Source organism: Knoellia sp. 3-2P3 (assembly GCF_029223115.1).
Lineage (GTDB): Bacteria > Actinomycetota > Actinomycetes > Actinomycetales > Dermatophilaceae > Pedococcus_A.
The window spans coordinates 284,645-298,914 of record NZ_JARGZE010000005.1; the positions used below are offsets into that span (position 1 = coordinate 284,645).

Consider the following 14,270-nt stretch of genomic DNA (forward strand, 5'->3'; position numbering starts at 1 on the left):
CCTTGCCCGACCCCGTGGCCGACGCCCTGCCCGATCCGCGGGCGGTTCGTGCGGCGGTCGCCAACGTGGCCTGGTGCGAGAGCGTATGCCGTGGGCACGGCATACCGGGGTCGGTCACCCACGGGATGTGGCTGGCCGGTGGCCGGCCCCCGCCGTTCTTCCCCGATGTCGTGACGCTGGCCCCGGGGTTGGAGGCCGCAGCAGTGGCCGAGGCGGTGCCGCGCCGGGACGGGGCCTCGGTCAAGGACAGCTTCGGCGACGTGGACCTCGGCGGTCACGGCCTCGCGGTGCTGTTCGAGGCGGAGTGGGTCTGGCACGAGGCCGCCCCGCCGGGTGGGGAATCGTCTCCGGCGGAGGGCTCGCTGCCGGCGGGGTCGTCTCCGGCGGAGAGCCCCGCGTGGGCGGAGGTCGTCGATGAGGCGGCGCTGGAGGAGTGGGCCGCGGCCAGCAGTCAGGCCGGCACGTTCCCGCCCGCCCTCCTGGCGGATCCCTCAGTGCGCTTCATCACCGCCCGGGGTGCCGGCGAGGTGGTGGGGCGGGCTGCACTCTGCCTGGGTGCCGGCGTCGTCGGCGTGAGCAACGTCTGGGCCGGTGGGTCCGGGGTGTGGGAGACGCTCGGGGGAGCGGCCTCCCGGCTGTTTCCCGGGCGTCCGGTGGGCGGCTACGAGCGGGGCGCCGACCTCGCCGAGGCGGTGGCGGCAGGGTTCGTGCCGGTCGGCCGCCTGCGCGTGTGGGTGCGCCGCTGAGGGCGTCCGGTGTCGGTCAGGTCGCTACCGCGGGTCGAGGGGGATGACCCGCTCGCGAACGACCCACGGAAAGGGCGGCCTCCACCGGCCCGTCCGGCGGAGGAGCACCAGGGTGAACGGCGAGGCCCACCAGACCGCGGCGGTGAGCACGACGGCGGCCACGGCGGGCCACCACGAGTCCAGGACCAGCCAGCCCACCAGGACGAGCGCCACGCCCAGGAGGAAGGCGCCCATCTGGACCAGGCCCGTGAGCATCAGGTTGGCGCGCTCGACCTGTTGGCCGTGGAGCAGGGCGGCGTTCCAGACCGCGACCACCTCGTCCATGGTGGTGAGCTCGACAGCTTCGGTGCCGCGGTCCTCCTCGACGTCGGCGACCGATGCGAAGTGGCTGACGAGGACCTCCACCGGCCCGCCCTCCACCACCTTGGTCACGCGGCCGCGCGCCGCCTGCCGTGTCATCTCCACCTCGACGTCGGCCAGCCCGCGTGCCTTCTGCATGCGGCGCGGCCAGGGCGGGACCTCGGGCCACCGCAGCAGGGTCTCGACGAGCGTGCCGTCGGCCAGGACGCTGCGGGCACGGACACTGGGAGCCCCGTGCATGTCGCTGATCTCGACCAGCGTGGTGCCGTCGGGCGTGGCCAGCACCGGTGCGGGCCGTTCGAGGTTCCGGAGGAAGTAGGCGTTGGTCTCGTCGTCGTAGGCGTCGGCCCAGGCCATCGTGCCGTCGGTGCCGTCGTCGAGCACCAGGCAGCCGGCCGCCAGCAGGCCGGCGTCCATGTAGGCGAGGATCAGCTCGGGGTGGCTGGCGTACTCGATGAGCCACGGCGCTTCCCGGTAGTGCATCGTCGTCCCCTCGTCGGCGGGTGCGTGCGGCACACCGTAGGCGCGGGGGAGGTGGCGCAGGCCCCGATCGACAGCCCGGTCCACCGTTCGGCCCACCCGGCCACCGGACGGCACCCGGGCTACCCTCGATGCCCGTGCGGCACACCATCTGGATCACCCTCTTGGCCCTTCTCCTCGCTGCCTGCGGCGGAGGTGGGGCCGGCCGCGCCGTGGGAGCGACCAGTGCGACACCGTCGGCGACGTCATCAACCACGGCGCCCACGACGAGCCGCACGCCCACGCGTTCCACCGCGCCGACCACCACCACGCCGCCCGCCCCGAGGAAGACCGCCACCGTGAAGCCGTCGCCGAAGCCCAAGCCTCGACCGGTCGGTCTCGTGGGCGACACGCGGAACGCCCTGGCCTTCGCGCCGCTGTCCAACCCCTCGGCGGTGACCATCGAGGGGTCGGTGCCCAGCTACCGGGCGTGGTCCACCTCCAAGGTGCTCGTGGTGGCGGCCTTCCTCGACACCGTCGTCGACGGCGACCCCAGCCGGCTCACCTCCACGCAGCGCACCCAGATCACGAGGGCACTCACCGAGTCGCACATGGACTCGACCATCGCCCTGCGCGACCAGATCCCCGGCAGCCCCGGCGCGGCGATCACCGCCGTGCTGCGGTCAGTGGGGGACACGACCACCGTGGCGCCAGACCGCTCCCAGGGCTCGATGCAGTGGACCATCCGCCAGCAGGTGAAGTTCATGGCCGCGCTCCACGGCGGACGGGTGGTGTCCAAGGCCGCGAGCGCGCACATCCTGGGGGTCATGCGGCCCATCCCGCAGCACCGATGGGGGCTGGGGACCATCGGGGCCGGGCCGTTCAAGGGTGGCTGGCTGCGCAGCGACACCGAGACCCGGCAGATGGGCATCGTCGACGGGTATGCCGTGGCCATCATCACCGCGGGAGTGGGGCCGGCGCTGGTCCAGACCGACGGGGACGCGGCGCACGTGCAGCAGATGAACTACCTGGCGGGAGTGCTGCAGAAGCGTCTCGGCTCGCAGTGAGTCGGGGCCTGGAGTCGGGGCCCGGTGCCGTCCTGAGGTGTCGGGGGGACTCCGCCCTCAGCTGTGGATGACTGCACATGGCTGTCGGTGGCGACCACTAGGATCGAACACATGTTCGATCGACTGGCGGAGGCGCAGCGGTTGCTGCGGGAGGAGTTCGAGGACTCCTGCCGCCCCGCTGGCGCGGTGGGCCTGTCGGATGCCGACCTGGCCGAGCGGGCGGAGGCGGCGCAGCGGGTGGCGAACATGGCGCAGGCGGTGCAGGTGCAGCGGGTGGCGCAGTACGCCGCGCGGGAGGACATCCGGTTGGAGGACGGCACGTTGGGGCAGCAGGACCGCGGGCTGGGGCACGTGAGCGAGTTCGCGGCCGGGGTGGTCGGGCCCGGGTTGGGGTTGTCCCCGGCCGGGGCGGACCGGAAGGTGGCCCTCTCGGCGCGGTTGGCCTCGCGGTTCGTCCCGACGCTGGCGGTGATGGCGGCGGGGGACCTGGATGACTACCGGGCCTCGGTGCTGGTGGCCGAGCTGGCCGACGCCGACGTCGAGGTGGCGGCCGCCGTGCAGGAGGCCGTGTTGCCCAAGGCGCCGGGATGGACGGCGGCGCAGCTGCGGGCGGCGGTGCGGCGGGCGCTGGCCCGGCTGGACCCCGACGCGGTGCGGCGCAGGGTGGAGCGGAACCGGGCCGAGCGGGGGCTGTGGCGGCGGCCCGGCGAGCCGGGGGTGTCTGAGTGGTTGGCGGTGCTGCCGAACGAGACCTCGGCGGCGTGCTGGGCGGCGGGTCGACGAGCTGGCCCGCCGGTACCGGGCCGACGGCGACGCCCGGACCCTGGACCAGGCCCGGGCGGACGCGATGGCCGACCTGGTGCTCGGGAACGCGACGGTGACCACCACGGTGACCTTCACGGTCCCGGCCGTGACAACGGGCTGGCCGGGCAGGTCCGGCAGCGGCTCGTCGACTCCGGGCCAGTTGACCCCGCTCGGGCTGCCCGTCGCCGAGCCGGGCGTTCCGGCGCCTGGCCTTCCGGGTGCCCCGGGTCTGCCGGTCGGGGTCTGTGACGTGGCCGGGGAGCCGGTGCCGGCGGGGGTGTTGCCGGTGGTCGAGGTTCCCGGGGTCGGGGAGGTGCCCGGGGAGGTGGTGCGCGGCATCGCCGCCGCGTTCGGCACCAGGGCGGTGCTGGCGTAGTGCGACTGGCGATCCGGCACCCTGGCGTCCGAGACCTGCCAGGCGTACCGGCCGCCGCCGTGGCTGGACCGGCTGGTCAGGGCCCGGGACGGGACGTGCCGGTTCTTCGGGTGCACCGTCCCGGCCCGGCGCTGCGACGTCGACCACGTGATCGCCCACCCGCGCGGGCCGACCGAGCAGGGCAACCTGATGTGCCTGTGCCGGCACCACCACCGCCTCAAGCAGCAGGAACGCTGGGCTGTGGAGATGACCCCGGACGGGGTGGTCACCTGGACCACCCCGGTCGGTGACCGGTTCACGACCTGGCCGGTCGACCACCTCGGGGTCCGTGACCTGCCGTCCAGCCTGGCCTCCTGACTCCAAAACCTGGCCTTCTGACGTGGCCTCCTGACATCACCTCCTCTGCGGTCGCCACGTGCCCCCAGCCCGGGCCGGGGTGTGCCGCGCGGCCCTGCCCTGCGCCACGCATTAGGGTTGGTGCGTGCTGAGGACGACGGCAGCGGTACTGGCAGGCAAGGCGGCGCGGGCCGCCTCGCGCCTTCGGGGCGGTGGGTCGGCGCTGCCGGGCCTGGTCGCCGAGAAGGTCGACCCCGGGTTCCTCTCCCACGCCCTGGCCGACGTGCCGCGGGGCATCGTGGTGGTCAGCGGCACCAACGGCAAGACAACCACCACCAAGATGCTGGTGGCCGTCCTGCGCGCCCACGGCCTCGATGTCTTCACCAACCCGACAGGCAGCAACTTCACCCGCGGCGTCATCTCCTCGATGCTCGGCGAGCTCCCCGTCAGTGGCCGCCTCAAGGCCGACATGGCGGTGCTCGAGCTCGACGAGGCGCACGCCCTGAAGTTCGCCGCCGCGGTCAGGCCGACGCACGCGCTGCTGCTCAACGTCGCCCGCGACCAGCTCGACCGCTTCGCCGAGATCGACCACACCGCACAGCTGTTGGCCTCGCTCGCCGAGCAGGCCACCACCGGGGTCGTGCTCAACATCGACGACTCCTTCATCTCCCGGATCCGCGACAAGGTCGCCGACGACGTCGCGGTCCGGTACTTCGGGGTCGACGCGTCGATCGCCGACCGGCTGCCCGAGATCCAGGAGCAGGACGTCCGCTTCGACGACGACTTCGTGCCGCCGAAGCCCGGTCCGGACGACGGCCTGCTCAAGCCGGGCGACGAGCGCACCTTCGAGGTCCTGTTCGGCGAGCCCGGTGACGGCGACGGGACGGGCCAGAACGTCGGGCCGCTCGAGCTCCAGCAGCGCGGTCTCGCGGCCATGATCAACGCCACCGCCGCCACGACCGCCGCCCGGATGCTCCTCGGGTCAGGCTTTGACACCGCCAGGGCCGAGGCCGCCCTGCGGGCGGTGACTCCGCCGTTCGGCCGTGGCGAGGTCGTCATGGTCGACGGCCAGCCGCTCGAGCTCGTGCTCGTCAAGAACCCGGCCGGCTTCACCGTGGCGCTCGGCACCTACGGCAGCACGCCGGTCAGCACGATGATCGCCATCAACGACAACTACGCCGACGGCCGCGACGTCTCGTGGCTCTATGACGTCTCGTTCGACAGCCTGCGGGAGCGCGGGGTCGCGATGACCAGCGGTGTGCGGGCCTACGACATGGCCCTGCGGCTCCAGTACGACGACGTGCCGGTCGAGGCCATCGAGCCCGACCTCGAGAAGGCGCTCGACGCCTTCCTGGCCGGCCACCGTGACCAGCCGATGCGCATCTTCTGCACCTACACGGCGATGATGAGCCTGCGCCGGGTGCTCGCCGCGCGCTACGACCTGCCCGACATCGGCGAGGAGGCCTCGTGACCGACTCCGTGTTCCACGCCCACCCGGCACCGGTCGACGTCGCCATCCCCGGCGAGCCCGAGGGCTCGGCCCGGGTGCCCAGCGCCGACCGCGCGGGCAAGGGCGTCATCAACCTCGTGCACCTCTACCCGCGCGAGATGAGCATCTACGGCGACCTCGGCAACACCCGCTGCCTGGCCGCCCGCATCCGACGCCACGGCTACAGCCCGGTCGTGCACCAGCACCACCCGGGCGCCGAGTTCCCGGCCGAGCCCCACCTGCTGGTGGGTGGTGGCGGGCAGGACTCCGGCCAGGTGCGGGTCGAGGCCGACCTCGAGCGAATCGGCGACCGGCTCCGCGAGCTGGCCGAGGGCGGCATCCCCATGCTGATGATCTGCGGCATGTACCAGCTCTTCGGCAACGCCTTCATCACTGTCGAGGGGCAGCGCCTGCCGGGCCTGGGCATCCTCGACGTGACCACCCAGGGCAACGCCAAGCGGATGATCGGGCCGGTCGTCCTCGACACCGAGTTCGGCGAGGTCGTGGGCTACGAGAACCACTCGGGCTCGACCACCCTCGGCGCCGGGCAGGCGGCCTTCGGGAAGGTGCGGGCCGGGTTCGGCAACAACGGCCGCGACGGCACCGAGGGTGCCCGCCTGCACAACGTGATCGGCTCCTACCTGCACGGCCCGATCCTGCCCGCCAACCCCGCCCTCGCCGACGCGCTGATCGGGCTGGCCGCCGAACGGGCGACCGGACGGCCGTTCGAGCCGGTCAGCCAGGACGACGCCGTGGCCGACCAGGCCCGGATGCGTCAGGTCCGCCGCCTGGTGAAGGCGTAGGGAGCGCACCCTCGGGGACGGGCTCGTCCACCGGTGTCGTCTTGGGGCTCACCGACCAGGCGAGCCACCCCATCGCGCCGAGCGGGACCTCCATCAGGTGCGTGTAGACGGAGAACAGCACCACCGCGGCCGTCGCGTTGGCCGGGTCGGCTCCCCACGCCACCAGCGCCGCCGCCGTCGCCGTCTCGGTGACGCCGAGCCCGCCCGGGGTCACGCCCACGGCGGTGAGCAGCCGCCCGATGGCGTACGCGGCGAAGACCTGGCCGTAGAACATGTCGACGTCGGTGATGCGCAGGCACAGCACGAACAGCACGAAGTAGACGGCGAAGAAGCCGGTAAGCCCGAGCGTCATCTTGAGCCAGCCGGTGCGCACGATGTCGCTGATCCGCGCCCGCAGGTCGATGACGAGGTCGCGGACGCTCATGGTGCGGGCGGTGCGGCGGGTGAACGGCCTGATGGCGCGGTCGATGCCCTGGCCGATGACCAGGGCCGCCCGCTCGGAGACGAGGATGGAGACGAAGACCGCGAGGATGGCCAGGCCGCTGATCGTCGCGGCGAGGGCGGCGTCCCGCAGCGGGGAGGGCACGTTCTCGGCGCCGGAGTAGAGCCCGGCGATCGCCACGACCGGCAGCGCGATGCGCGCCATGACGTTCCAGACGCCGGTCACGATCGCGGAGGTGGAGATGTCGCGCCGGGAGAAGCCCCACGAGCGGCAGATCGTGTAGGTCGCGGCGAGGCCGGCGGCGCCACCCCCCGGCAGCAGGTTGCCCACGGACGAGCCGGCGACGTTGACGATGAGCGCCTGCCAGTGGCGCAAGCCGTGCAGCGACCCGGTGAGCGTGAAGGTGTAGAACCACAGGCCGAGGACGACCAGGACCAGCAAGCCCGCAGCTGTCGCCGGCGCGACGCTCCCCAGCACGGCGAAGACGTCGGCCCAGCTCGTCTTGGCGAAGTAGGGAAGACCCCACACGAGCAGGCTGACGGCCAGGCACAGTCCCAGGACGACCTGGGCGACCTGGCGGGTGCGGGTGCGTGACCTCTGGCTCACGGCAGCCCCTCGAACACGTCGCGGGCCACGGGCGACCCCGTCGGACGCGAGGCGTCGACGTACCACTCGCGCCCGAACACCACGTCGTAGAGCGGGCGCGGGATGCGCAGGAACGCCGCCAGTGTCCGGTCGGCGCCGCCGTCCGCGCTCGCCTGGGAGGCATGGGCGCGCATGGAGGCCCGCTTGGCGGCGGCATACCGCCACACGCTGACGCGGTGGGTGATCTCCGACCGCGCGCTGAACGCCCGCTGGAACGAGGTGGGGTCGAACTCCGGGGGGAACCGGTAGACCCGCGACGCCAGGGAGATCGCCCGGCAGATGGTGTCGCGCGGCACCGTCGCCTGCAGCACCCTCGGCGTCCCGGCCAGCTCGGCCGCCAGCATGCCCACCCGGTGCACCTTGACGTGGTCGGGGTGCCCGTAGCCGCCGTTGCGGTCGTAGCCGAGCAGCACGTCGGCCCGCTCCTCGCGCAGGATCGCCGCGAGCCGCTCGGCAGCCTCCTCGTCGGAGGCGCGGGCGAAGCGGATGCGCCCGGGCGGGTCGGCGGACAGCTCGGGCCCGAGCCCGCTGTCGGCGTACCCGAGGTGCTCGACCCGCGCCACGCCGAGCCGCTCCGCGGAGGCGCGCAGCTCGCCGAGGCGACGCTCACCGAGCCGGCCGTCACCGGCATACGCACCCGACGCCAGGCCGAGGTCGCCGTCGGTGGCCACGACCAGCACCACGCGGTGCCCCTCCGCCGCGGCACGCGCCATCGTCCCCGAGGTCAGGAGGGCCTCGTCGTCGGGGTGGGCGTGGAAGGCGACCAGGGTATGGCTCATCACCTGCCATCCTGTCGCATGGCAGGCTCTAGCCCGTGAAGGTGGCGCTGCTGTCCGACTGTTACCTGCCCCGGCTGGGCGGGATCGAGGTCCAGGTCCACGACCTGGCGGCGCAGCTGCGCGCCCGCGGCCACGAGGTCGAGGTGTTCACCGCCACCCCCGGCAGCCACGGCGAGCGGCACGGCTTCATCGAGACCATCGACGGCACCCGGGTGCACCGCATGGCCCTGCGGCTGCCGTGGGAGCTGCCGGTCAACCCCCTTGCGCCCCCCGAGGTGCGCCGGCGGCTGCGTGACGGGGGCTTCGACGTGGCGCACGTGCACATGGGTGTGGTGAGCCCCTTCGCGACCGACATGGCCGACGCGGCCCTCGAGGTCGGCCTGCCCACCGCCATCACCTGGCACTGCCTGGTCGAGCGGTCGCGGCCGCTGTTCCGGCTTACCGGCCACGCGCGCCGGTGGCACCGGCGCGGTGCCGCGCTCAGCGCCGTCTCCGCCGTGACGGCCGCCTCCGTGCACGGCATCGTGGGCGGGCGCCCCAGGGTCGAGGTGCTGCCCAACGGGATCGACGTCGGGCTGTGGGCGCCGCCCCACCCGAGGGTCAAGCCGGCCGGGGTGCCGGTGCACGTGGTGGCGGCGATGCGGCTCGCGGCCCGCAAGCGGCCGATCGCCGTGCTCGAGGTCGCGGCCGCCGCCCGCGAGATCGTGCCGGCCGGCATCCCGTTCACGCTCGAGCTGATGGGGGAGGGGCCGGAGCTGCCCCGGCTGCAGCACTTCGCGAGAACCCACCACATGGAGTCGTGGCTGCGGCTGCCCGGGCGGGTCTCCCGCACGGAGCTGCGGCAGCGCTACTGGCAGTCCGACCTCTACCTCACGCCGGCCCGCCTGGAGGCCTTCGGCATCGCCGCCCTGGAGGCGCGCACCTCGGGCCTGCCCATCCTGGCCCGCTCCGGCACCGGTGTGGCCGACTTCGTGGATGACGGGGTGCACGGCATCCTCGCCGAGGACGACGACGCCCTGGCCGAGGCGCTCGCGATGCTCGTGGTCGACGACCGCCTGCGCACCGACATGGCCTGTCACAGCGCCACCATGCCGCCGGCGCAGGCCTGGCCCTCGGTGCTCGACCTGGTGGAGGCGGAGTACGCCAGGGCCGGAGCCGGCGGATGAGCGGGCGCCGGCACCCACCGACCCCCACGCTGCACGTGGTGGGGGTCGACGAGCGCGGTCTGGCCGTCGTCTCCTTCCGCCTCGCCCACGGGGCAGACCCGGTGGCGGTGCTCTTCGAGCACGGGTGGGTGGCCGAGTCGATCTGCGGCGTCGACACCGTGTCCGAGCCCGACCACGCCCTCACCCTGCGGTATGCCGTGCGGCCGGCATCCCCGCAGGACGCGCCCCGGGCGCGTGCGGCCGTGCCCACCGACGAGGGGCTCGTGCGGGAACCGGGTGAGCAGGTGCACCCCTACCAGCGTGCCGCCGCCTACGGCCTGGTCACGAGCGCCCGCGGGATCCTGCTGACCCAGCTCTCGGAGGCCACCAACGCCGCAGGGCGGTGGACGCTTCCCGGAGGTGGCATCGACCCCGGCGAGTCGCCCCTCGAGGCCCTGCACCGCGAGGTGTGGGAGGAGAGCGGTCAGCGGATCGAGGAGCCGGTGGTGCTCGACATCCACACCCAGCACTGGGTCGGACGAGCGCCCAGCGGCCGGCTCGAGGACTTCCACGCGGTGCGCATCATCTTCACGGCCCACTGCCCGTCGCCCACCGATCCCGTCGTGCACGACGTGGGGGGCTCGACCGCAGCGGTGCGCTGGGTGCGCCGCGAGGAGGTGGGGGGCTACCGGCTGACCCGCTCCTTCGCGCCGCACCTGAGCACCTGGCTCGAGCTGTAGCCGGATGCACGACGAGGGCCCGGGTTCGAGGCGAACCCGGGCCCTGCCGCCTGCCGTGGGTGCTCAGCTCCTGCGTCGCCGCGAGGAGAGCAGGCCCAGGGCCCCCAGCACCACCAGGAGCGCGCCGGCCGCCACGATGCCCAGCGGGCCCACGTTGCCCCAGTCGATGCTCCAGTCCGCCAGCTCCTGGGCGAAGGCTGCGGCCGCCACGAGCAGGCACACCAGTCCCAGGATGACCGGGGCGAGGTAAGGGCCCTTGACGAGCTCCGGCTCGGGGGCGGCATACGGACCGGCGCCCCGGGACGCCGCGGTGGCGCTCGCCGTGGTGGCGCTCGCCGCCGTGGGGGCGGGCACGGTCTCGGTCCGGTCCGCGGCGGGCGGGGTGGGCTGGGTGGGCAGGGCCTTGGTGCGGTCCTGCTCGGGGATGTTGTCGCTCATCTGGTCACTCCTTGCCGATGATGATCTCGCCGGCACCGACGTGGGCGTTGACCACGAGGTCGGTGGGGCCGCTGCCGATGACCTCGGTGCTGCTCAGGGTGCGGCCGCCGGGCCCTTCCTGGGACCACTGGTTGTTCTCGTCCAGGCCCCAGCCGCCGGCCTCCTTGACCTCGCCGACGTTCACGTCGCTGCGGACCTCGACCGTGAGGTCGTCGGGCACGTAGATGCGCAGCTCACCGACGCCGACGCTGGCATCGATCTCGCCGGGCGTGGCCGGGTCGGTCGGGTAGTCGCCGAGGTGCAGGTTCGCGGACCCGATGCCCAGGGAGTACCCCTGCGAGGAGGACGCCTCGGTCGGGCGCCACTCCCGGTCGCCCACGCCGCCGCTGATCTGCAGGCCGGGCACGATCGAGGCGAACCAGGTGGTGATGGCCAGGAGCACAGCGAGCAGACCCGTCAGCCCGGAGCGGAACCCGGCCAGGCCCATGCCCAGGACCGCGACACCGACGACCGTCAGGGCGGCAGCCAGGCTGACGACGTGGTCGTCGCCCGACCAGGCGTACTCGGCGTGCAGCCACAGGGTGAGGCCGTAGGTGGCCAGCGCCAGGCCCGACACGACCACGGCGGCGAGGAACCCGGCGGTGCGGTGACGGGGCCGCGGCGGGCGGGGCGGCAGCGGGGGCTGCGGGGGAGGGGGTGCGTACCTGCCCGGGCCACCTGGCACCACGGCGCCGGGCGGCAGCTGTGCGGCACCGGGCGCGCCCGGCGGCAGCTGCGCAGCACCGGCCGTGCCGGGCGACCGCTGCCCGGCGACGGGCGGCTGCTGGGCAGTCCCGGGGGGTTGCTGTCCTGCCTCCGGTGCGCCGCCCTCGCCACGACCCCGGGCCGTGGCCTTCTGGCCCACGCCCTCGCCCCAGGCGGCTGCCTGGGCGCCGGCCTGCTGGCCCCACTGGCCCGCCTGCTGGCCCCACTGGGCGACCTGCTGGCGGCGAGCCTCGTCGTCGCCGCGGTTGCGGGTCACGAGCCAGATGACGACGCCGACGGGGATCGCGACCCACCAGAGCCACCACAGGCCCCAGCCGTTGCCGTCGACGAACCCGGAGCCGCCGACCAGCGACAGCGCGATCAGCACGAGGAGCGCGATGCCCCAGAAGTCGCCGTGGCGCAGGCCCCGCTCCGCCACGATCTCCTCCTTGTCGTTGGGCACGAACGCCCACGCGATGAGGTAGAGCGTGACCCCCAGGCCTCCGAGGAGGATGAGGACCACGAGAACCGCCCGGATGACGAGGGGGTCGACGCCGAGGCGGTTGGCGATGCCGGAGCACACGCCGGCCAGCCACTTGTCCTCGGTGTCCCGGCGGAGGTCGAGCTCGCGGAGCCACCCGAAGAAGCGGTCCATCCCCGAGCTCTGTTGCGGAGTGCCAGCGGTCTGGCCAGGGTTCTGCGTCATGCCAACCATGCTTCCTGTGGGCTGGGTCCCTCACCATGAGGGTCGACCCTGACGGGACCCTGAAGTAGAGCCCTCCGCCCCTGAATACGGTGTTTGCGCCAGTCGGGGTGGTCCAAGATGGGCACATGCCCACCCCGTACGAGCGGCCCGCCACTGCCCTTGAGGCAGGGGCCGCGGAGCAGCGCCCGCCGCGGCGCACCCTCCACCGCCCTGTCGAGGGCAGGGTCGTCGCCGGGGTGTGCGCCGGCCTGGCCGAGCACCTCGGTGCGCCGGTGCGGCTGGTCCGCATCGTGTTCGTGCTGCTGGCGCTGCCCGGCGGTGCGGGCCTCGCGGCCTACCTGTTCCTCTGGGCGCTGACGCCGCAGTCGGTGCAGGGCGTGGTGGAGGGCGACGACGGCCGGGTGCCCGTCGACCCGGCCCGCCCGTCGGGTCCGGCGGTGCCGGTGGGCGAGGCCGCCTCGGCGGTGGGCGCCGCCACCGACGAGCAGGAGCGCTCGGCGACGCGCGCCCTGCTCGCGGGCGGGGTCCTCCTGGTGGCGGGGCTCGTGGCCGTGGCGCAGAGTGCCGGCTTCAACCTCCGCCTGGGCTTCCTGGTGCCGCTGCTCATCGTCGCCGTCGGAGCGGTGATCGCCTGGTCCCAGCTCGACGACGCCCAGCGCGGGCGCTGGCTCGGCTCCTCGGAGGGTCCTCGGCGGTTCAGCGTGGCGCGGTTGGTGTTCGGTGCCCTCCTGGCCCTGACCGGGCTGGTGATCGTGGCGACCCGTGGCCGCTCCCTCTCGGCGATCTGGGACATCGCCCTCGCCTCCCTGGCCGTCGTGGCCGGGTTCGTGCTCATCGCCGCCCCCTGGGGACTGCGCCTGTGGGGAGACCTGCGGCGCGAGCAGGCCGAGCGGGCCCGGGCCACCGAGCGCGCCGACATCGCCGCGCACCTGCACGACTCGGTGCTCCAGACCCTCGCCCTCATCCAGCGCCGCGCCGACGACCCCGCCGCCGTGGCGCAGCTGGCCCGCGCCCAGGAGCGCGAGCTGCGCTCCTGGCTGTATGCCGGCCAGGCCGGTTCCGACTCCACGCTCGCCTCCGCGGTCGCGGGGGTGGCGCACGAGGTCGAGGACGTGCACGGCACGCCCATCGAGCTCGTCGCCACCGGCGACCGTCCGCTGGACGACGGCGGCACCGCCCTCGTGCGCGCGGTGCGGGAGGCCCTGCTCAACGCGGTGCGCCACGGCAGGCCTCCGGTGTCGGTGTACGTCGAGATCGGCCCCGCCGGGGTCGAGGCCTTCGTGCGCGACCACGGTGACGGCTTCGAGCTCGACGACGTGCCCGAGGACCGGCTCGGGGTGCGGCAGTCCATCCTCGGCAGGATGCAGCGCCACGGTGGCAGCGCGCGGGTGCGCCGGCTCGAGCACGGCACCGAGGTGTGCCTGACCCTGCCACCGCTCGTGACCAACGGCGGCCCCGCCGAACCCGTCCGGACCGCTTCGCCCCAACCCCCTGCGGAGGCCTCCCATGCAACCCCGTGAGCCCCACGTCGAGGTCGTGCTGGTCGACGACCACCGGATGTTCCGCTCCGGCGTGCGCGCCGAGATCGGTGACAGGGTCGACATCGTGGGGGAGGCCTCGAACGTCGAGGCCGCCGTCGACGTCATCAGGGCGACCCGCCCCGCGGTGGTGCTCCTCGACGTGCACCTGCCGGGCGGCACCGGCCACGGGGGTGTCGACGTGCTGCACGGCTGCCGCGGCCTCGAGACGGCCGGTGGCCAGCCCGTGCGCTTCCTCGCGCTCTCGGTGTCGGACGCGGCGGAGGACGTCATCGCCGTGATCCGCGCCGGGGCCCGCGGCTACGTCACCAAGACCATCAGCGCGACCGACCTGACCTCGGCGATCCGGCGGGTCGCCGACGGCGACGCGGTCTTCTCGCCGCGGCTGGCGGGCTTCGTGCTCGATGCCTTCGGCGCGGCCGCGGGAGAGATCGCGGAGGTCGACGAGGAGCTCGACCGGCTCAGTGCGCGTGAGCGTGAGGTCATGCGGCTGATTGCGCGCGGCTACCAGTACAAGGAAGTGGCCAAGGAGCTGTTCATCTCGGTGAAAACCGTTGAGACACACGTTTCCTCGGTGCTGCGCAAGCTGCAGCTGTCGTCCCGCCACGAGCTGACGGCCTGGGCGATGGGGCGCCGGCTGCTGTGAACTAGGC

16 protein-coding genes are annotated in these 14,270 nt (G+C 73.8%); 11 read left to right on the forward strand and 5 right to left on the reverse strand.

From position 1 onward, the window contains the following. Window positions 1–2 precede the first annotated feature (2 nt). On the forward strand, window positions 3–746 hold the full coding sequence (locus P0Y31_RS15880; protein ID WP_275871109.1) for a hypothetical protein: 744 nt from the start codon (window positions 3–5) through the stop codon (window positions 744–746). 24 nt (window positions 747–770) lie between these two features. Here P0Y31_RS15880 and P0Y31_RS15885 read toward each other — a convergent pair whose 3' ends face one another. Continuing rightward, window positions 771–1,589 carry a hypothetical protein gene (locus tag P0Y31_RS15885; protein ID WP_275871111.1) on the reverse strand — a complete coding sequence of 273 codons (819 nt, stop codon included), beginning with the start codon at window positions 1,587–1,589 and terminating at the stop codon, window positions 771–773. 335 nt (window positions 1,590–1,924) lie between these two features. On the opposite strand from P0Y31_RS15885, the gene P0Y31_RS15890 reads away from it, so the two are divergent. From P0Y31_RS15890 to P0Y31_RS15915, 6 genes are all read left to right on the forward strand, one after another. After that, entirely contained in the window at window positions 1,925–2,632 is a 708-nt protein-coding gene (locus P0Y31_RS15890; RefSeq protein WP_275871113.1) for a hypothetical protein, read from the forward strand. A gap of 111 nt (window positions 2,633–2,743) precedes the next feature. Beyond that, window positions 2,744–3,685, forward strand: coding sequence for a DUF222 domain-containing protein (locus tag P0Y31_RS15895; RefSeq protein WP_275871115.1), 942 nt, complete (start codon window positions 2,744–2,746; stop codon window positions 3,683–3,685). Between the two features lies 1 nt (window position 3,686). Beyond that, window positions 3,687–3,812 (forward strand): hypothetical protein, encoded by a 126-nt coding sequence (locus P0Y31_RS15900; protein ID WP_275871117.1) that lies wholly within the window; start codon window positions 3,687–3,689, stop codon window positions 3,810–3,812. Between the two features lie 147 nt (window positions 3,813–3,959). Next, the gene (locus P0Y31_RS15905) at window positions 3,960–4,169 is read left to right on the forward strand and encodes a hypothetical protein (protein WP_275871119.1); all 210 of its coding nucleotides are present in this window, start codon (window positions 3,960–3,962) and stop codon (window positions 4,167–4,169) included. Between the two features lie 124 nt (window positions 4,170–4,293). Next, window positions 4,294–5,619 (forward strand): Mur ligase family protein, encoded by a 1,326-nt coding sequence (locus P0Y31_RS15910; protein ID WP_275871121.1) that lies wholly within the window; start codon window positions 4,294–4,296, stop codon window positions 5,617–5,619. Further along, window positions 5,616–6,440, forward strand: a complete 825-nt coding sequence (locus P0Y31_RS15915) for a cobalamin biosynthesis protein CobB (protein WP_345803643.1) — start codon at window positions 5,616–5,618, stop codon at window positions 6,438–6,440. The genes P0Y31_RS15910 and P0Y31_RS15915 overlap by 4 nt, the downstream gene beginning before the upstream one ends. Here P0Y31_RS15915 and P0Y31_RS15920 read toward each other — a convergent pair. Together P0Y31_RS15920 and P0Y31_RS15925 are read right to left on the reverse strand one after the other, a co-directional pair. Continuing rightward, complete coding sequence (locus P0Y31_RS15920) at window positions 6,373–7,488, reverse strand: lysylphosphatidylglycerol synthase transmembrane domain-containing protein (RefSeq protein ID WP_275871123.1); 1,116 nt, start codon at window positions 7,486–7,488, stop codon at window positions 6,373–6,375. The two genes, P0Y31_RS15915 and P0Y31_RS15920, sit on opposite strands and share 68 nt — an antisense overlap. Then, window positions 7,485–8,306: a PIG-L family deacetylase gene (locus tag P0Y31_RS15925; RefSeq protein ID WP_275871125.1), complete on the reverse strand. Its 822-nt coding sequence runs from the start codon at window positions 8,304–8,306 to the stop codon at window positions 7,485–7,487. The genes P0Y31_RS15920 and P0Y31_RS15925 overlap by 4 nt, the downstream gene beginning before the upstream one ends. Window positions 8,307–8,341: 35 nt before the next feature. Between P0Y31_RS15925 and P0Y31_RS15930 the strand changes: the two genes are divergently transcribed. Together P0Y31_RS15930 and P0Y31_RS15935 are read left to right on the forward strand one after the other, a co-directional pair. Then, window positions 8,342–9,472, forward strand: coding sequence for a glycosyltransferase family 4 protein (locus tag P0Y31_RS15930; RefSeq protein WP_275871127.1), 1,131 nt, complete (start codon window positions 8,342–8,344; stop codon window positions 9,470–9,472). Continuing rightward, window positions 9,469–10,191: an NUDIX domain-containing protein gene (locus P0Y31_RS15935; RefSeq protein ID WP_275871129.1), complete on the forward strand. Its 723-nt coding sequence runs from the start codon at window positions 9,469–9,471 to the stop codon at window positions 10,189–10,191. Before P0Y31_RS15930 ends, P0Y31_RS15935 begins: the two co-directional genes overlap by 4 nt. A gap of 63 nt (window positions 10,192–10,254) precedes the next feature. On the opposite strand, the gene P0Y31_RS15940 is transcribed toward P0Y31_RS15935, so the two are convergent. Next, window positions 10,255–10,629 carry a hypothetical protein gene (locus P0Y31_RS15940; protein WP_275871131.1) on the reverse strand — a complete coding sequence of 125 codons (375 nt, stop codon included), beginning with the start codon at window positions 10,627–10,629 and terminating at the stop codon, window positions 10,255–10,257. A gap of 4 nt (window positions 10,630–10,633) precedes the next feature. Next, window positions 10,634–12,079 (reverse strand): PspC domain-containing protein, encoded by a 1,446-nt coding sequence (locus P0Y31_RS15945; protein WP_275871133.1) that lies wholly within the window; start codon window positions 12,077–12,079, stop codon window positions 10,634–10,636. Window positions 12,080–12,204: 125 nt separating this feature from the next. Here P0Y31_RS15945 and P0Y31_RS15950 point away from each other — a divergent pair, with 125 nt between their 5' ends. After that, window positions 12,205–13,599 carry an ATP-binding protein gene (locus P0Y31_RS15950; RefSeq protein WP_275871135.1) on the forward strand — a complete coding sequence of 465 codons (1,395 nt, stop codon included), beginning with the start codon at window positions 12,205–12,207 and terminating at the stop codon, window positions 13,597–13,599. Further along, complete coding sequence (locus P0Y31_RS15955; RefSeq protein WP_275871137.1) at window positions 13,586–14,263, forward strand: response regulator transcription factor; 678 nt, start codon at window positions 13,586–13,588, stop codon at window positions 14,261–14,263. The genes P0Y31_RS15950 and P0Y31_RS15955 overlap by 14 nt, the downstream gene beginning before the upstream one ends. Window positions 14,264–14,270: the final 7 nt, after the last annotated feature.